The 18,895-nt window shown below is 65.9% G+C and carries 8 protein-coding genes; 2 read left to right on the top strand and 6 right to left on the bottom strand.

The genetic code is table 11. The features are described from left to right. Positions 1–15: 15 nt before the first annotated feature. Positions 16–1,755 (bottom strand): amidohydrolase family protein, encoded by a 1,740-nt coding sequence (locus R2834_19900; GenBank protein ID MEZ4702607.1) that lies wholly within the window; start codon positions 1,753–1,755, stop codon positions 16–18. Positions 1,756–2,001: 246 nt separating this feature from the next. Then, complete coding sequence (locus R2834_19895) at positions 2,002–3,834, bottom strand: AAA family ATPase (GenBank protein MEZ4702606.1); 1,833 nt, start codon at positions 3,832–3,834, stop codon at positions 2,002–2,004. Between the two features lie 242 nt (positions 3,835–4,076). On the opposite strand from R2834_19895, the gene R2834_19890 reads away from it, so the two are divergent. Continuing rightward, positions 4,077–8,864, top strand: a complete 4,788-nt coding sequence (locus tag R2834_19890; GenBank protein ID MEZ4702605.1) for a T9SS type A sorting domain-containing protein — start codon at positions 4,077–4,079, stop codon at positions 8,862–8,864. 133 nt (positions 8,865–8,997) lie between these two features. Next, on the top strand, positions 8,998–13,791 hold the full coding sequence (locus tag R2834_19885; GenBank protein ID MEZ4702604.1) for a hypothetical protein: 4,794 nt from the start codon (positions 8,998–9,000) through the stop codon (positions 13,789–13,791). Here the strand turns inward: R2834_19885 and R2834_19880 are convergent. From R2834_19880 to R2834_19865, 4 genes are all read right to left on the bottom strand, one after another. Further along, positions 13,788–14,312, bottom strand: a complete 525-nt coding sequence (locus R2834_19880) for a hypothetical protein (GenBank protein ID MEZ4702603.1) — start codon at positions 14,310–14,312, stop codon at positions 13,788–13,790. The two genes, R2834_19885 and R2834_19880, sit on opposite strands and share 4 nt — an antisense overlap. A 216-nt stretch (positions 14,313–14,528) precedes the next feature. Next, positions 14,529–15,563 (bottom strand): NAD-dependent epimerase/dehydratase family protein, encoded by a 1,035-nt coding sequence (locus R2834_19875; protein MEZ4702602.1) that lies wholly within the window; start codon positions 15,561–15,563, stop codon positions 14,529–14,531. A 1-nt stretch (position 15,564) separates the two neighbouring features. Beyond that, positions 15,565–17,670 carry a DUF362 domain-containing protein gene (locus tag R2834_19870; GenBank protein MEZ4702601.1) on the bottom strand — a complete coding sequence of 702 codons (2,106 nt, stop codon included), beginning with the start codon at positions 17,668–17,670 and terminating at the stop codon, positions 15,565–15,567. Next, positions 17,667–18,890 carry a hypothetical protein gene (locus tag R2834_19865; GenBank protein MEZ4702600.1) on the bottom strand — a complete coding sequence of 408 codons (1,224 nt, stop codon included), beginning with the start codon at positions 18,888–18,890 and terminating at the stop codon, positions 17,667–17,669. Before R2834_19865 ends, R2834_19870 begins: the two co-directional genes overlap by 4 nt. Between the last annotated feature and the right edge of the window lie 5 nt (positions 18,891–18,895).

The following is an 18,895-nucleotide window of genomic DNA, read 5'->3' as shown; positions in this document are numbered from 1 at the left end:
TGCTTTCGGGGGGCGTCAGCCTTGCCGGCCGGGCGCCTGGCGTGTGGCGGTGACGGGCATCGAGCCGGCGGTTTCGGATTCGAAGGCTCCGTCGAGCGCGTCCCCGTCGATCGTCAGGACGGCTTTCAGCGCGCCCATGTCTTCGAGGGAGAACTCGAAACGAAGCGTCTCGCCGTCGAGCGTGACGTTCTGCAGGGTCCGCAGGGTGAGCCCTTCGGCTTCGATCGTGCCCTCCAGGTTGTCGGCCGTGCCGGTGATGGCGATGACGCCGCGCAGGTTGGCACTCTCGGCCACGAAGCGCCAGCTGCCGACGGCGCTCGGGCGCTCGCTGCCGCCGCGCCGGCCGTTGGCCTCCGCCCTCGGGGCCTCGACCTTGTATTTGACGCCGTCGACGAACACCAGCTCGAGCGCGGTTTTTTCGGCGAAGAGGGGGCCGTCGGCCACGACGAGGTTGGCGATCTTGCCGGTCTCGACCGTGCCGAGGTTATCGGACAGATCGAGCATCCGGGCCGCGTCGGTCGTCAGCGCGGCGAGCGCCGTCTCCTCCGGAAGGCCGGCGGCGACCATCTTGCGCAGGTTCTTGTGGATATCGGCGGGCTTGACGTCCTTCGTGCTGAAGCCGAACACGAGGCCGGCGTCGTGCAGATCCGCCGCGGCGCGGATGTATTGCCGGCGGAAGATCTCCTGCCGCGCCTCGAGGTTTTTGGTTTCCTTTTCGACGTCGGCATACCCGGCGGCGCGGAAGGCGGGGTCGAAGCCGGCGACGCTCACGCTATCGCCCTTGCCCTTTTTGTCGTCTTCCTTGGGGAGCTTGAGCGTCAGGAACATCGGGACGTTGTGCGCGGCGAGCTGGTCCATCGCATCGAAGGCCTGGTAGATGCCGCCGAGGATGAGCGGGAAGCCGAGCGCTTCCTGGAGGCGGAAGGCGCGGTAGATTTCCAGGGCGTTGTCGGCATAGACAAAAACAGGCTTGTCGCGGTCGATGACCGGGAAAAAGGCGTAGTGCACCGGGTCGTATTCGGGCCGGGCGATGCCCCGGGAATTGGCGGCGTAGAGCGTCTCGATCTGCTTGCGGCGCTCGGCCTCGCGATAGAGCTGCCGGAATTTGGCCATGACGCCCATCGGCGTCGCGGGGTACATCCGGCGGGCGCCGTCAAACTGGAAAAACATCGAGGCGTCGGGCACGAGCACCATCTCGCGGGCGGAGGCGCCGGCGAGGAGGATGACCGCGCCCGATCCGGGCAGCATGTTGCCATGCGGGACGACGTGCGCGGCGGTGAAGCCGGCGTTCCGCAGATCGGCGATCGATTTGTCCGCCGGGTCGATCATCGCGTGCGCGAACCGTTCCGGCTGGATGCCCGCCTTGTCGTCGGGCGGGTTGGCGCGGCTCACCGGGCCGCTGTTGTCCTCGCGCTTAGGCTGGGGGATGCCGGCGTTCGAGAGCCCGTCGATGAAGCCGGCGTAGACGACGAGGGAGTCGCCGGGAATCCGCTCGGCGTCAAACGGCACCGCGACGTTCGCGCCCACGGCGGCGATGAGCCCGTCGCGGACGAGCACCGTCCCGCGCGGGATTTCGCGGCCCGGCGCCTGCACGATGCGGGCGTTGACGATGGCATACGTCCGGGTGACGGGAGGCAGGGCCTCCTGCGGGTTCGAGGCCTGCCCCGGCTGGGCCGCCGCCGGCGTGGCCAGGATCAGCAAAAACGCGAGCGCCGCGGCGAGATGGCTGGCCGGCGTGCAGATCGATCGAATCATGGATATGTGGCTGATGAGGCGAAGGTCGGTCGGAAAATACGGAAATGTGGCGGTAAAGGATAGGTGGGTAAAAAGATGAGGATGCGGATTGGGGGTATGGGGGTATGGGGGGGTGGGTATATGTGTGGCACGCGTCGGCAGCGATGCACCCCCGTACTCCCAAACTCCCGTACTCCCACACTCCCGCACTCCCACACTCCCACCCCAATAGATCCCCAAGACTAAACTGCTAGGGAAACGCCCCGGCTATCGCCCGATCAGCTGCTTGATGATATCCACCCGTTTGATGATCGCCTCCCGGTCCATCTTCCGGTACTCCGGCGGGAGCAGCGCGCGGTTGGTGCATTCGAGGACGGCGGCGAGGGATTGCAGCTCCACTTCGAGGGGGTAGGTCGGCGGGATGAAGTCGTCGACGGCGGCCTGGACGTGTTCCGGCTTGACCTCGCTGCCCGAATCCTCGGCGGCCGCGCGGAACTTGGCGCGGGTGAGGAGGGCCTCCATATCGGCGCCGCTGTAGGTGCGCTCGCCGTTGACGAGCGCTTCCGGCATCTCCTCGATGGGGATTTTGACCTTCGTGCGCTTCATCATCACCTTCAGCAGCTCTTCGCGCTCCTCGCGCTCGCTGGGGTAGAAGAGCGCGATGTGCTCCTCGGCGCGGCCCTGCCGCTTGAGGTCGATCGGCATCAGGTCCGGCCGGGCGGTGAGCAGGAAGAAGATGATGCGGCCGCGGTGTTTCGAGTTGCTCATGAACTGGGCGATCTGCCCGAACACGCGGGACGACACGCCGGAGTCGCCGCTCGAGTCACGGTCGCCGAGCATGGCGTCCGCCTCGTCGATCATGACCGCCACGGGGGTCATGGCTTCGAGGAGGTTGAGGATCTTCTCGAGGTTGCCTTCGGTGACGCCCTGCCACTGGGAGCGGAAGTTCTTGAGCTTGACCATCGGGATGCCGATGTCGCCGGCGAAACACGTGATCATGAACGTCTTCCCGGTGCCGACCGGCCCGCTGACGAGGTAGCCCATGGGCATCACGTCCGGCCGGCCGTTGCGGAGCGCGTTGGCGGCCTGGCGCAGGTGTTCCTTCGCCTGCGCATGGCCGGCCACCATGTCCAGGTTGTAATCGGTCTCGACGAACTCGAGCATCCCGTACGCCTCCGCCTCGATGAACTCCTTCTTGAGCTCGGACAGCCGCTCGAAGCTCATCTTCGACTTATTCTCGAGGACGTCCGCCAGGATGGTGCGAAGCTGCACGTAGCCCAGGCCGGCGGTGTTCTGCGCGAAGGCGCGCGAAGGGACGGAGGACTGCTGCTTGAATTCGGCCTCCCGGCCCGCGATGCGGTGATCGACAAACTTGATGCGGTCGGCCTCGGACGGCAGCTCGATCCGGATCTCGGCGGTCTGCGGGCTCTGGACGAGCTGCTGGTTGAGGTCGGTCAGGTTCTCCGTGAGGAGGCAGATCGTGAAGTCGTGCTCCAGGAACAGCGGGTCGTGCGCCCATTTCTGGAGGTAGACGAGCGCGTTCCGGTCCTCGGACGAGTACATCGAGGCCTCGGCCATCGGGATGATGGTCTCGGCATAGTCGATGATACACGCGATACGCTTGCCTTCGGCCAGGCGCAGGCGGAAGTAGTTGTCGAGCACCGAAAAGACGCGGACCGGCTCCTTGGGGAGGTTCTTGACGTATTCGGTGCCGAAGATCGTGTCGTAGCCGGAGAGCGCCCGGTTGAAGTCCTTTTGCGACTCCGCGTGGTTGAAGTGGATGCCGCTGGAGCGATCGTAGAAGACGATGAGATCCCGGGACGCGAACAGCTCCTCCCGCAGGAAGGCGCGGAGCGGGACGTACTGGGTCTGGCCCTCCTCGCTGACGAACGGCACGAGGTCCCGGACGTTACCGTACAGGATGAACTGGGTCAGCGTCTTGGTGAAGTACTTGCGCGCAAACTCGCGGGCCCATTCGGGGTAGTCGCGGGTGTATTCCTCAAACGTCGAGAGGGGCTCCGGGGCCTTTCCGTTTTCCGTGCTGCCGGCGGGCGGGGCGCCGGCGGACTTCTTTGGGGTGTCGTCTTTCTTCTTGGCCATGTGCGTGCGTTGCGGAGTAAGGTGCGCTTCCTGCGTTCGGAAATCCCCCAGGAAGGTTGCAAGTTCCTCGATCGCGGAGTCAAATACAACTTACCTTGTCCCATCCCTGAATCATCGCCAGGTCCCCGCTGTGCCGGCCCGGCGAGACGAAATACAGCAGGGTGCAGCCCAGGTGGATACGTTCGTCCGATCGCCGGTCCATCCCTTCATGCTTTCTGGCGCCTCCTCGCGTCGCATCGGTTATGTTGATGACCCTCCCGGGTAGGCTTACCGACCGGGGAAAAATCCGCCCCCGCGCGCTTCTGCTCCTGATGGCCGGCTTGCTGTCGTACCCCGCGATGGCGCAGACCACCTGCCGGCCCACGCTGCTGGGCATCGCCTACGACGTCTTCGAGGCGCCGCCAATTGGACTGTATCCGAATTTTAGCGCGATCAGCAACAGCGTGCCGTACGAGGTGCTGAGTTCCAGCGTCAATACGGCAACGGCGGTCGGATGGGTGGGGGTTCGCGATCACGGGGTCGCCGTCACCTACAACCCGGTGAGCGGCTTCAACTACCTGCCGATCCCCGATCAGCACGACGGGATGATGTCGCAGATGAACGACATCACCGAGGACGGCCGCCTTCAAATCGGTTGGAGCTGGGACGACCATTTTCCCGTCCATAGCGATCCTCCCCGCGCTTTTATCGTCGATGAAGAGCACGGACTGCGCTATCTCGACGCGATCTACGAATCGGTCGCGCAGCTGGCGGCCACGCCGATCAACGGCCGGCTTCGGGGTACGGTGGGCCTTTTCGTAGAGCGGGATGGTGGGATGCTCATCTCCCACGGTTTCGATACGGCGCTGTATTACCACGTGACCGCCGATGGCGTGCTCACGCCCGTCACGATCCCGAACTGCGGGGGCTTTCCCAACGATGCCGGCCAATACCCGCCTCCCGGGGAACGGCCCGTGCCGACGGAAGGCTGCACGGTGCAAAACCTGGTGCAGGGGACCAACGGCGACTATGTCGGCCGCTACCTCACTCGGGAGGACGACGGCACGACCACCGTTACATATCACCGCAACCGGGAGGTGTTGCCCGGTCTGATCGCAACGGGGGCCGGAAGCACGTCCTACGTCCCGGACGCCGTCAATGCCGCCGGGTATATCGGCGGCTACCCGGGCATCTTATGGTCGCCGGACAACGACCTGGTCGACGTGCGGGCTGAACTGCAGAGCCAGTGCGCCTCTGACGACTTTGCGTATAACAGTCTGCCCGACGGCATCGGACTGAACCATCTGCTGGTCAACGATCAGAACTGGTTGGCCTGGAGTAACCTGCTGATGCGGCCGGCGTGCCCGGCGGTCTCTATCGCGATGTCCAGCACGGGACTGTCCTTCGCCAGCGGGAATGCGACCGTGCAACTGGGCAATCGGTTTACGCTCACCACCACGGTCACCAACGACGGGCGGGTGCCGCTCGAGCACCTGCTCGTCTCGCCGGACCCGAAGACGCCGGGTTTCTTCCGAGTGGTCTCGCCGGCCCATCCTCCCTTCCCGGAAACGCTGGACCCCGGAGCCCGCGTCGCTTCGACCACGGAGTACGAAGCCATCGCCCCGGGAACGTTCACGGGATCCGTTACCGTCGCCGGCGACGGGAATTGCGGTGCCTATACGTACGTCCAGCCCCCGGGCACGATCGTAGTACAGGGGCAGGAGACGGTGTTTGTGGTGAACGAAATCGGCGACGCCGTGGACGCCGACGCGACGGACGGTCGTTGCGACATCGACACCGACAGCGCGGAGAATAACTGCACGCTGCGGGCTGCTATCGAGGAGTCCGGGCGGGTTACGAGCGGGCTTGTGCGCATCCACTTCAATCTTCCCGGTACGCCGGTCATCACGCCGGCCTCGCCGTTGCCGGTCATCAGTCGGGCCGTGGTCATCGATGCGACGACGCAGCCTGTCGGTAACGCGCGTGTGTCGGGCGCGGCGCTCGGTGCGGTGGACGGGCTGCGCATCGCCGGCGCGAACGATGTCGCGGTGCGAGGCCTCGCCATCACCGACTTCGGGGGATGGGGCATTCGTATCGACGGTGGGGCGGGGCATACCGTCGAGTCGGCCACGATCGGCTATCTGCCGGTCGGCGGCGCGGCAGCCCCCAACGTCGCCGGCGGGATTGTCGTAACCGGCGGAGCGACGGACGTGACGATCGGCGGCGAGTCGGAAGCGCTCCAGAACCGGATCTTCGGCGGCGTGGTGGTCGATGGGGCCAGCGGGCAGGGTGTCCGGCTGCTGCGCAACGAGATCGAAGTCGACCCCTCCCGGCTCTCTTCATCCGTCACGCGCGTGCCGTTCGACATCGGGGCCGACGGGCCGACGTGCGCGCCCTGGGAGCCGGGGGCGCTCATGCCGCCGCCCCGATTGCTCTCCGTGACCCCGACCCAGGTGACGGGCATAACGCGGCCGGGCGCTACGGTCGTAGTCTACGCGGTGACAGCGCAGGGCACGGAGCGGGGGCGGTACTGGGGCCGCTGGGTAAAGGCGGCGGGAACGGCTAAGGCCGACGTCGCCGGAAATTTCAGCGCCGTTGTGGATCTCGAACCCCGCCAGCTCGTCACGGCGTCGGCCGTAGACGTGCAGGGCAACAGTTCGGAGCTGGCGCAGGTGCGCCGGCCCGTGATCTATGCGCCCGGGATCGGCGGCTCGTGGCTCGTGGGCAACGACGGCTTCGCCATCTGGATTCCCGTCACCGCTGAAAATGCTGTAGCCAACGACCGGCTGGCGCGAATGGCGATGTATCCCGACGGATCGAGCGTGGAGAACGTGGTGCTCGACGGCGTGCTCGATCAGTCGCAACTACCCTACAACAGCACGTTGACGGCGCTGGAAGCCGTCTATCCCGGGGACCGCGCGAACGCCGACCGCGCCGGCAACGACCTGTGGCGGTTCCCGTACGACTGGCGCCTCAATACGTACGATGTTGCGAACGATCTCCACGCCCTCATCGATGCGTTGACGAGCGGACAGCCCGACGTGGCGCGCGCCTGCGAGGTGGACCTGGTGGCGCACTCGAATGGCGGCGTGGTCTCGAACGTGTACGTGCGTCGCGACGCTGAGCACGCGAGGGACCACCTCCACCGGTACATCACGGTGGCCACGCCGTACCTGGGGGCGGCGGCGGCGGCGCGCGGCCATCTGAAGGGCGATGTGTTTGGCGTCGACGAAGTGCTGGGTTTCACGATTCAATGGGGGCGCATGATCGAGATGGTGCGCAACATGCCCGGCGCCTACGGGCTGTTACCCTCGCGCGCGTACTGGGATGCACTCAACCCGGCCTCGCTGTCCCATCGGCACGGCTATGTCGTTCAGGACCTCGCGGGAACGTCGCTACCGAGTTTTGACGCCACCACCCGCTTCTTCGCCCAGCCCAAAGTCGACCCCACAAACGGTCGGCCGCTCGGTCTGGCTCGAAACGCGGACATCTGGGCAGTGCAGGATACCAGCGTGCACGCCCTGATCGACGACTGGTCTGATTGGGACGGACCGCCCCAGGTGTTCCGTCAGGTGGGGATCCTGGCCGGCAGCACCGTCACGGGCTGGCGGCTCCGGGAGTCGGTTCGTGACGCGGATGGCAGCGTGTATGAGGAGCCGGGCGACACGCCGCGGCACGTCGATTGGCGTAGCCGACTGGTGCCCATCATGGGCACCGGCGATGGCACGGTGCCGCTGGTGAGCGCGACGCTGGGATGGGATCGCACCGTGGGCAGCACTGACTATTCCGGCGTCGATTCTCCCTGGATCGAGCCATTCGAGTACTACCCGTGCTCGCATACCGGCATCGTAACGGACGGATGCCAGGGTTTTCCGGGATCGCCACCGGCACTGGAGCGCGTGGTGGACATACTGCGTTCCGGCTACGAGGTCCCGACGGCGCTAGCCGGCAAGGCATCCGGCCAGCCCGGCGCCCTGCCCGGGCGTGAATTGCTCTATGTGGCCTCCTCCAGTCCCATCTCGGTCTGGGTGGAAGACGGCGATGGCGTCCGAACCGGGCCGACCTCCCCGAATGAACCCTACCGGATCGCCTATGGGCTGCCTACGCTGGACTGGCAGCCGGGCGATTCGCGGCGCACGCCGATCGGTTACGTGGTGGATGACGACGGCGTGACGCTCTCGCTGCCCACGGATAGCGCCTATACGGTGACGATTCAGACGTCCGTCGACGCTTCCGCCGTCCGCGTGACCCGGGTTCGCGTCGACGGAGCCGATGCCCTGCGTCGTACCCTCCTCTTCGACGATCAGCCGCTGAAGGCCGGCGGCGCCCTGCGGCTCGTTTTTGCGGCCGGCGACACGCCGGATGGGGTGACTCTTGGGCGCGACGGGGACGGCGACGGGACGTATGAGGCGGATATTCCGCCTGCAGCCCAGCTCGAGGGAGCCGGAGGCACGCCGGCCGTACCCCTTCCATCTCCTTCCGCCGTCTACACCCAGGCCGAGTCCGGCGAATCGGTATCGGTCGGACTCGTCTTTCCCGATCTGGGCGGCCCGATATGGGGGTGGACCCTGTCGGAAACGGCCGACTGGATCGAGCCTTCGGCCACGTTCGGCACCACGCCGGGCATTGTCACGCTGACGCTGACGCGGGCGGCGGGGAACGAGGCCGTGCAGACGGCCGTCGTCGATCTCGTGCTGAACTACGAAAGCTATTCGATGCATCTCGCGGTGCCGGTCGAGCTGCGCACGGGTGTTTCAACGGCCGTCGCCGCGCTGCTGCCGGTTCCAACCGAGGTGTTCCTCGATCAGAATTTCCCCAACCCGTTCGCCCAGACCACTCAGGTGACTTTCGGCGTGCCGGCGGCCACGTCTGTATCGTTGGTCGTGTACGACATGCTCGGGCGCAAGGTGGCGGTTTTGATCGAGGGCGCGATGTCAGCCGGTGTTCATTCCGTGGAAGTGCCTGCGCGGACGTTGCCCAGCGGGGTCTATGTGTACCGGCTTTCGACCCCGGCCGGCGAACGTTCGCGACGGTTTACGGTCGTGCGATGAGACGCGATATTTAACATCCCGCTGTGTAGGAGTTGCCCGATCCGGCGTCCTTATCTTCCGGGAGCAGATCCCCTTGTGCCCCTCAATATTACGCGTCAGCGCGTAAGCAGTACCCTCATCTACACTGTACTTTATGAAGACAATACATCGTCTGTGGCCGGCTGAAGCGCGTTGCTGGCTCGTGGTATTGGTGCTGGTTTTTGTGCGCGTCGCGGCAGCTCAAAATGCGTGCGTCCTTGAGTTACACGGCACGAAATACGACGTGTTCGAGATTCCGCCAGTCAGTGGATTGGCACCGGACATTTTCGCCATCACCAATGAGATTACGTACCTGGACGATGGATTCGGCCACGAACTTGTGACCACCGTAACAGCCGCCGGCAACATGTCCGGCGCCTACGGGATCGGCACGGCGGGCGCGTATTCACCGGAAAACGGCATCTCGCTGGTGGCGCTGGGGACCGATCAGCATCTGGGCGTCTACTCGAGCGTGCTGGACATCGCCGATGAAACCGGCGCGATGATCGGCTGGAAATCCGACAACGATCCCACGCATGGCTACCCGCGGCGTGCATTTATCTATAACGCCGACGGTTTTCAGTTTCTGAGCGACCTGTATCCCTCCGTGGCCGCAATCGAGACGGATATCGCCGGCACGACCGGCGTTCGCATTCAGAGCGACGGGGTGATGTTCGTTCTGGACAACCACACGCAGCAGCTCTATCGGTTGACGCCGGAGGGCGTCCTCACGGCAGTATCCCTGCCGGATTGCGGCGGCTACGCGAACGACCTGGGCGAGTACCCGCCGGCCGGCTCCCGCGGAGGCTCGGGCGGGTGCGTCGTCCAGAACCTCATTCAGGGGACGGGAGGAGACTATGTGGGCCGAATCGTCACCGATCATGGTGACGGCACGTACGCGGTCCGGTATCACAAAAATGGCAATGAACTGCCCGGCTTTGCCCTCGATCAGACCTTCGCCGGAAGTATCAGCGCCTACGTCCCCAATGCGATCAACGCGGACGGGTACATCGGCGCCTATCCGGGTCTGTTGTGGTCACCGGATGGGGACGTCGCCGATTTGCGCGAAGCCATTACGACGCAGTGTGTCCCGGACGACTTCGAGATTCCGCAATACGTCACCCCCGGGGCGCTCGGGAGCAATACGCTGCTGGTCAACGACGAAAAATGGATCCAGTGGTCGCATCTGCTGCTTCGGCCGTCCTGCCCGCTGATATCGCTGAACGTAACCGGGTCGGGCCTTCAGTTCATCAACGGCAAACCGACCGTCAACCTGGGCGACCGGTTTACGCTCACGACCACCGTATTCAACGACGGCAGGGTGCCGCTAGAGCACATGCTGGTGAGTCCGGACCCGAAGACGTCGCAGTTCTTCCGGCTGGTGTCGGGACCAACGCCGGCCTACCCGCAGACGCTCGAAGCTGGCGCCAGCTTCGCCGCCACGGCCGAATACGAGGCCATCGCGCCCGGCGAGTTCGTCGGCTCGATCCATGTGGACGGCGACGCCAACTGCGGCCCCATCGCTTATGTGCAGCCACCGGGGACGATCGTGGTGCTGGGCGACGACATCACCTTCGTCGTCAACGAGGCGGGCGACGAAACCGACAACGACGCGAACGACAAACGGTGCGACATCGACGACGACCCGGCGGAGGATAATTGCACGCTCCGCGCGGCCATCGAGGAGGCAAACCGGGTCACGAGCGGGTACCCACACATCGTGTTCAACATCCCCGGAGGTGGGGCGCCCATCATTTCGCCGGCGAGCGTTCTGCCCGTGGTCTCCCATCCCGTGGCCATCGACGCGACCACGCAGCCCGGCGGGAGCGTTCGGCTGTCGGGCACGCAGACAGGGGAGGTCGACGGTATCCACATCGCCGGCACAAACGACGTCTCGGTCAAGGGGCTCACGATCACCGATTTCGGCGGCTTCGGGCTGCGGATTCACGGGGGCGCCGGCCACACCGTCGAGGCATCGAACATAGGATTTCTGGCGAACGGCGGAGCGCAGGCGCCGAATGCGGCAGGTGGCGTGCTCGTCGCCGGCGGCGCGGCCGACGTGACGATCGGCGGAGACACCGAGGACCTTCAAAACCGCATATTTGGCGGGGTATTGGTCGATGGCGCGAGCGGGCAGGGTGTGACGTTGTTACGGAACGAACTTGAGGTCGATGCCACGCAGCTCGCGGCGAGCATTGGACGGGTGCCGTTCGACATCGGTCTCGACGGCGTGACGTGCGCGGCCTGGGCCGACGATCCGGCCGGCCGCATGCCGCCGCCCCGGCTGCTGTCGATCTCCGCCTCAAACGTGCGTGGGATGACGCGGCCCGGCGCGAAGGTGGTGATCTACCAGGTGCTCGACAGCGGCACGCAGCGAGGCCGGTACTGGAGCCGGCACGTCAAGCCGTTCGGGTTCACCACGGCGGATGGAACGGGTGCGTTCTCCGTCGACGTCGATCTGCCGCCTGGCGCGGACGTCACGGCTTCGGCTTCCGATGCGGCCGGCAACAGTTCGGAGCTGGCGCAAGTGCGCCGGCCGGTCATCTACCTGCCCGGGATCAGCGGATCCTGGCTATCGGCGGCGGACGGCACCACGCTCTGGTTCCCCCGCAACGTAGTCTCGTCCGATGAATCCACCAGCCGCCTGGCGCGGCTCACGAAAAACGCGGACGGCAGCGACATGGAGCCCATCCACATCGACGGGATTGTGGAGCTCGGGGGATACGCCGCCTATGGCAACGCCCTCGTCGCCCTCGAGCAGGCGGGGTACGTCGGCGCGACCGGCAACGATGCGCCATTGGGACTCCTCGACCTGTGGCGTTTTCCGTACGATTGGCGGGACGATCCGAGAGGACCGGCGTCCGATCTGAAGGATCTCGTGGACCTGATCACCGTCCAGACCGCTCAAGCGGACAACGCCATCGCGCGCGCCTGCGAGGCGGACATCGTCGTCCATTCAATGGGCGGCGTGGTGTCCTCGCTGTACGTTCGCGGTGAGCCGGCGCATGCTCGCGACCACGTCCATCGCTGGATCACCGTGGCGACACCGTATCTCGGCGCGGTTCAGGCGGCCGCTGCGCATACGAAGGGGTATATCTTCGAGATCGAAAAAGTGCTCCACCTCGAAACGGACTGGGGAAGGATGATCGGCATGACCCGCAATTTGGCCGGCGCGTACAGCCTGATGCCCAGCAAGATGTACTGGGAAACCACCGACCTGGAATCGCCCTCGCATCAACACGGTTTTGTTCTTCAGGATCTGTATGGCGCCCCGCTGCGCACGTACGAGGAGACACGGACCTTTCTGACGAAGTCGAAGATCGACATCTTTACCGGCAAACCGCTCGGCCTGAGCCGCAATCTGGACATGCTGGGCCCTGTCTCCGAGCAGGTTCACGCGATGATCGACGACTGGAATGCGTACGACGGTCCGCCGCAGATCCTGCGCGAAGTCGGCGATATGCCCGCAAACACCGCGACGGGCTGGTATATCGGTCCACCTGTACCTGTTTCCGAACTGCGGCACGAGGAAGGCGATACCCGCCAGCACGAACGGTACCGGGCGCGCCAGCTGCCGATCCTTGGCTACGGCGATAAAACCGTTCCGCTGGTGAGCAGCACGATGGGGAACGATGGGCGGGTCGGGAAACGCGACATCTCCGGGGTCGATTCGCCCTGGATCGAACCGTTCGAACATTTTCCATGCGAGCATGCGAAGATCATTACAAACGGATGTGTCGCGTCGGACGGGTCGATCCGGGCGCTCGACCGTGTTAATGAAATGCTCCTCTCCGGGTACCGCGTGATCGAGCAGCATCCTGTGAAGGGCGGGAGTGGCAAAAAAGCCGCCGCCGGCCGCGAGCTGCTATATATCAACTTCTCCGGTTCGGTGGCCGCGCGCGTGGTCGATGCCGCCGGCCGGGTGACCGGGGCGGTATCCCTGGACAATCCGCTTGTCGTCACGGAGGATGTGCCCGGCGTCGGTTACTGGGCGAACGCAGGCAACGCGACGTTTTCGCTGCCGAACGACAGCACGTACACGATCGATATCGTCGCCGGCGACGCGTCCGACGTCCAGGTCACCCGGATGCGGGTCAGCGTGACGGACGACATGCGACAGACCATTCTATTCAACGCGCTCCGTCTGGACGCCGGCCATGCCATCCAGTTCGCGTTTGAGGCCGGCGGGACGGATGACGATACAGCCTTGCGCGTCGATGCGGATGGCGACGGCACGTTCGAGGCTGAACAAGCTCCGGCGGCATCCACCGAGAGTGCCTTCGGCCCGCCGGCCATCCCCGTTCCCCAACCCTTCGAGATCGCCGCGGAAGGGCATCCGGGCGAGGATGTCGACGTCGAGATCGCGTTTCCCGATGTCGGCGGGGCGGTGTGGAGCTGGTCGCTCGGCACGACGGCCGCCTGGGTGCAGCCGTCGGCTACAGCCGGCGCCACGCCGGGGTCGGTCGTGCTGCAGCTGACGGCCCTGCCGCAGCAGGGACAGGGCGTTCAGGAAACCGTGCTCCCGCTGACGCTCCGCCTCGGCGACTTCGAGGAGACGTACGCGGTGCCGGTGTCGTTGACCTCGTCGGAGCGGGTGACGGCGGTTGAGGAAGGCGGCGTGGTTGCCGGTACTCCAGAGGTATTCGGGCTGTCGGAGGCCTACCCGAATCCGTTTTCGGAATCGGCGACGGTGGTGCTGGACGTTCCGGACGTCATGCCGGTGCGGGTGGACGTATTCGACGCCCTCGGACGTCGGATTGCGGTACTGCACGACGGGGTGACGGCGGCCGGGCGTCACGAACTGACCTTTGCGCCGGCGGGCCGTCCTGGCGGTCTCTATATCGTTCGAGCAACCGGAGGCGGCGCGGTCGCCACGCGTCTGATGACGTTCGTCCCCTCGGGCCGCTAGCCGGCCGCGATGTGCTCGTCCGCCGCTTTCGCCAGTTTCTGGAAGTTGGATGCGACCAGACGGGTGACGATGGACTCGGTGCCTTTCGTCAGCAGGCCCTCCACCTGTTCCAGCCCGCCCGGCATGCCGTGGATCACCATCTCGCCGGCGAACATGACGCGCGCGCCGCGCCCGCCCATCGCCGGCTGGAAGGTCGTGCTGCCGCCGCAGGAGACGTGGTCCCGGAAATAGGGAAACTCGATCGTCCAGGTGCAGACCGCTTTGTCCTCGTCCCACACGGCGTGGTCGACCCAGTTGAGCATCTCGGGCCGCGCATACTGCATGATGAACGCCGGCAACTGCGGCGCGGCCGTCCAGCGGTTGACGATCTGGACCGACCCGCCGACCAGCGTCTCGCGCTGGAGGCATTCGATCGAGGCGACCTCGTCCAGCCGGTCAGCTATCACCGAAAGATCGTCCCGCAACGCCCGCCAGACATCGGGCCAGGGATGTTTGAGGATGGTGGTGGTGGAGACGGTCATGGTATGGGGTGATTAAAAAATGTAAATCGTAGATCGTAAAACGTGGCTGAGCTTACGCCTTCAGGCGATTCGGCCGTCGGATGTTGGATGCAGGATGCAGGATAGCGTTTTTCGTTAACCATCCAACATTCAGCATCCAACATCTCGCATCCTGCATCTTGCATCCAACATCCCGCATCCCGCCCCCATCTCTCAAGTCACCGACCCGCACTCCGCTCAACGCACAGCATACACCTCTGGCGCGAGGCGCAGGCGGGCGCGGAGGTCGTTGGGTATGTGGTCGCTGGCGACGAGCCAGGAGAGGGCGCGGGCGAGCGCCTGCCTCGTCGAGGCCGGCCGGTAGCCCAGCGTCCGCGCCGGCGTGTCGTCGTACCAGTAATAGCGCCCGACCATCCGGGCCTGCTCCCGGCTCGACGGCGGCGGCTTGCCGGTGAGGCGGCTGGCGAACTCGTACGCCGCGGCCGCGACCACGGCTGAGGTCTCCCAGGCGGTGATCCACGGGCCGGGCAGCCCGGTCAGCTCGGAAATCAGGCGATGGATCGCCGGCCACGCGAGGTTTTCGCCGCCCAGCACATACGACCCGCCCGGCTCGCCCCGCTCGGCGATCAGCAGGTGGCCGGCGGCGACGTCCTCGACACCGACGACGTTGGCGCCGCCGATCCAGGTCGCCTTCATGGGGTCGGAGAGATACCGGACGACCATCCGGTTGCTTTCGGTCGGGCCGTGATCGGGTCCGCCCACGGTCACGGTGGGGCGGATGGCCACGGTCTCGATGCCGAGGGCGCGGCCCAGATCGAGCACCGCCTGCTCCTGGGCGGCCTTGGCGCGGACGTACGCCGGCTCGTCATCCAGCGGCATCGTCTCCGCCTCGCCCAGCGCGCGCGCCTCGTGCGTCGAGCCGGCGACCACCGACGAGGACGTCAGCACAAACCGCTTCACGCCCTGGCGATGCGCCGCCTGGAGGGCGTGTTGCGCGCCGGCGACGGTCGTCTCGAACAGGTCTTTTTCGGGGATGCCCCAGTACGTGTAGGGGGACGCGGTGTGGAACACGAGGTCGCACCCCGCCATCGCCGCATCGAGCGAGGCTGGATCGAGGATGTCCCCGATCACCCGCTCGATGCCGGCGCCGTCGAGGTTTCTGACGTCGCTCGTCGTGCGAACGAGGCCGCGGACGGTGTGCCCCCGGCCCGTGAGGGCGTGGGCGATGTGGCTCCCGATGAAGCCGCTCGCGCCGGTGATCAGCACACGCATTTCAGGTCCTCCGGCCGGCCAGCCGTTGCATGTCGTTTTTCATCGCCCGGGCGATGTCGCTCCAGAGCGGCGCGCCGGAGGCGGTTCCGCCCGCCGTGCCGGCCACATGGCGATAGCCCTGTTCGTCGACGACGCCGGCCGCCGGCGGCGTCGCGCCCGGCTGGACGGCCCGTTTCAGGACGCTCATGAGCATCGCGAGCAACTCGTCGAGCTGCTCGACAGCGAGCGGCCGGGCGTCTTCCTCGTCCGCCGGCGCCACCACGCGGCCGGCGCGGGTGTCGCGCCCTTCGTAGGCGGCTTCGTAGTTGGCGACCGTGCGCGAGAAAAAGGCGATGTAGGCATCGGACACCATCCGGTCCTTGATCGCCGGCAGATAATCCATGTTGAGGGCCTGCCAGAACAGCGGCAGCGCGAATTTCTGCCGCGCCACGATCAGCACCTCCACGTCGGATCCATACCGGGAAAACGCGACGAGTCCGTCGTCGAATTCGGCCGAGTGGTTGGCGCTCGCCACGGCACGCCAGAAGATCCGCCGCCGGTCCGTTTCGTAGCGGACCACCTCGATCTTGCCCACGTCGATCTCTTCGCCGCCGAAAAGGACCATCCAGTTGGGCTGGGGCAGGTAGATGTTGCGCTCGGCCTGGTGCACGATCCGCTGCTGGTCGTCCTCCGATACCGTCACGCGCGCGCCGCCGATGTTGTCGTACATCATCTCGACCGCGCCGGCGATATCGACGCGGTCGACGAAGCGGTCGTACGGAATCGGCAGGATGCGCCGGTACTCGAAAAGCACCGAGCCGTCGATGTAGCGCCAGCGGAGCCCGTTGGCGTCGGGCGGGGCGTGGCGCACGATGTCGGCGAGCGGGAGGATGTAGTCGGCCACGGCCTCGTAGTCGGCCGCGGCGTAGCGGTCGAGGTCGATCCCGAGGGGCACTTCCTTGCGGCGGAGCCGGCTCTTGTCGGACAGGATGCGCCAGGCGTAGAGGCCGTTCTCGACGGAAGCCAGGAAGGCGTTCAGCGCGAGGTAGGCGCCGGCGGCGATCGGCTGGTCGTCGAGGTCGCTCAGGAGCGGCGCCAGGAAGGCGTTGACCTGGCTGTCGAGCGGCTGCTTGAAGGGGAAGAGGTCTGTGTTGACGGTCGTGATCCACGGGGCGACATGCCGGCGGAGCGTCGGGTTTTCGTTGCGTTTGCGGACGGCGTCGGCCTGGAGGAGCGACACGTTTTTCCAGCCGGCGAGCGGCGTCAGGTCGCCGTCGATTTCGTAGGCCGCGGGGAGCCCGATGGATCGCAGGGCGTGGGCGTTGAGCCGGGAGGCGTAGGGGTCGAGCCCCATCACGAGCGCGCCGGCCCAGTCGGCCAGCAGCAAATCGGTCGATGCGATCAACAGCCCGGCCTCGTATGGCCTGGGGGCGCGTACGCCCTGGCTTCCGTGGTTGCCGACGAGGCCGTCGATCAGGCTGAAATGGACGGGCGTCTGGCGGAGGAGGTCGACCACCACGTCGCCGGCATCGAGCCGGCAGCGGTAGTGCCGATCCTTGTCGCGCAGCGGCAGCACACCGAGCAGGTTGTGGAGGCCGAGCGCGAAGCGTTCCTCCTCGTCCGTCTTGAGCTTGGGGACGGCGATGCGGACCTGCGCATCCAGCCAGGCCGCGCCCAGCGCGGTGCCGGCCAGGACCGAGGCGGCCGGGAAGCCGGCATCGACCAGCTCTTCCCCCAGATCCTGGATGTCGTACGGCTGTCCGTCGGGGGTCTCGAACCGGTATCCGGCGAGGTCCGCGAGTGCGAGCACGTCGCGGTTTTCCAGCCACATGCCGGCGGCATTGGGGCCGTCCGCCACGACGACGGAGGCGTAGCCGCGCGCGTGCAGCAGCGCGATCAGGGCTTCGACGAGGACCGGATCGGTGCCGGTGGGGCCGGCGGCGGCGTACACGTCGAGGTCCGGCTTGATGACGATGCGCAGGGCCGACGGGTCGGCGCCGGCGTCGGCGCCGCGCGCCGCCAGCATCGGCCAGAAGCCGGCGGCCTCGAGCGTGCCGGCGAGCAGGCCGGGGAGGTCTCCGTCGCCGGACGTGCGGAGGCAGGCTCGGACAGGTCGCGCTGCCTTCATGGACTCACCAGATAACTATGATGGAAACCCAGCCGGGGATCGGCGTAGCGCGATACGGTGGGCACATATTCCTGGATTTCGGGCATCGGAACCCGGAAGCGCAGGCGCAGCGACGGGTAATCGTAGATCGTGATGTGGTTCAGGCCGCGGTTGGCGGTGAACAGCAGCGTCTGATCCTTTGAGAGCTGGCAGGCGTGGATCGAATCGAGAAACGTAAAACGGCTCACGCGGAGCGCCCCGAGCAGGTGGTTGGCGCTGCCGAAGACGCTACCGCGGACCATCGAATCGTACACCTGGGTGGCCATCGAGCGCTTGTGGTGCAGCCGCGTGGCGAAATCGGGGCGCTCGTCGATGATTCGGTATTTCGAGAAGCTGGCGAGGTCGATGAAGACGACGGTGCCGCTGCCGCCGTTGCAAAAGATGAGCTCGGTGTCGGAAATCGTGACGTCCGAGTTGATGTGCGCCGGGATCTCGCGGCCGCACGCCCAGTGGCGGACGACGCGTTTTTCGCCGGCGTCGATCTCGAAGGCGTATTCCTTGAAAAAGGCGATGGCCCACTCGTGGTAGTCGACGTGATCCTGCGGGATGACCCGGAACGAGACGGCGTAAAACAGATCCTTTTTCGGATGTCCGACGATGTGCCAGCAGGTCGCCGGCAGGGGGATGATGGTCGTCTCGCCCGACTCCAGATCCAGCACGCCCACGCTGCGCGCCTCGCCCTTCGCCCCGAGCGCGGGGTTGTCCATCGCGCCGTAACACAGGTACCGGCCCGAGGCCGAGATCTTCATGCTGTGGGGGATCATGGTCTTGTGCGGACCGAGCCGCTCGCCGCCGGCGAGGCGGTTTACATCGAACCGGTAAAAATAGTCGCCGATCGCGGTGATGAACGTCTGGTCGTCCAGCCAGCAGATGTGGGTGCTTCCGCGCACGCTGGTGTCGGGCGCTTCGTAGGTGAGGGTGGAGGTCCGATCCAGCTCATCGAGCGTGGCGGGATCGTAGAACATGAGGTGCTGCCCGGTGGTGCCGAGGTAGCCGAGGGTGCGGTTCGGGTTGACGCTGACGGCGTGGCCGCCGGCGAGGCCGTCGAAATACGTGATCTTGAAGGCGTAGGCATGGTCGGCGGGGTCGTACAGGAAATTGCATACGCCGGCCATGCCTTCCAGGCCGTTGATGCCGTTGCCGTCCAGCGCGATGTGGAAGGCGTAGGGGTACGTTTTCATGGGAG

The organism is Rhodothermales bacterium, from assembly GCA_041391505.1.
Classification (GTDB): Bacteria; Bacteroidota; Rhodothermia; order Rhodothermales; family JAHQVL01; genus JAWKNW01.
The sequence above is the reverse complement of the archived record's forward strand: the minus strand, read 5'-3'. Positions and strand labels throughout refer to the sequence as shown.

What these genes read in the sequence shown, in the direction of transcription:
- R2834_19875 (MEZ4702602.1), bottom strand. Translation starts at nt 15,563, where the DNA reads ATGCGTGTGCTGATCACCGGCGCGAGCGGCTTCATCGGGAGCCACATC.
- R2834_19865 (MEZ4702600.1), bottom strand. Translation starts at nt 18,890, where the DNA reads ATGAAAACGTACCCCTACGCCTTCCACATCGCGCTGGACGGCAACGGC.
- R2834_19885 (MEZ4702604.1), top strand. Translation starts at nt 8,998, where the DNA reads ATGAAGACAATACATCGTCTGTGGCCGGCTGAAGCGCGTTGCTGGCTC.
- R2834_19900 (MEZ4702607.1), bottom strand. Translation starts at nt 1,755, where the DNA reads ATGATTCGATCGATCTGCACGCCGGCCAGCCATCTCGCCGCGGCGCTC.
- R2834_19890 (MEZ4702605.1), top strand. Translation starts at nt 4,077, where the DNA reads ATGTTGATGACCCTCCCGGGTAGGCTTACCGACCGGGGAAAAATCCGC.
- R2834_19895 (MEZ4702606.1), bottom strand. Translation starts at nt 3,834, where the DNA reads ATGGCCAAGAAGAAAGACGACACCCCAAAGAAGTCCGCCGGCGCCCCG.
- R2834_19880 (MEZ4702603.1), bottom strand. Translation starts at nt 14,312, where the DNA reads ATGACCGTCTCCACCACCACCATCCTCAAACATCCCTGGCCCGATGTC.
- R2834_19870 (MEZ4702601.1), bottom strand. Translation starts at nt 17,670, where the DNA reads ATGAAGGCAGCGCGACCTGTCCGAGCCTGCCTCCGCACGTCCGGCGAC.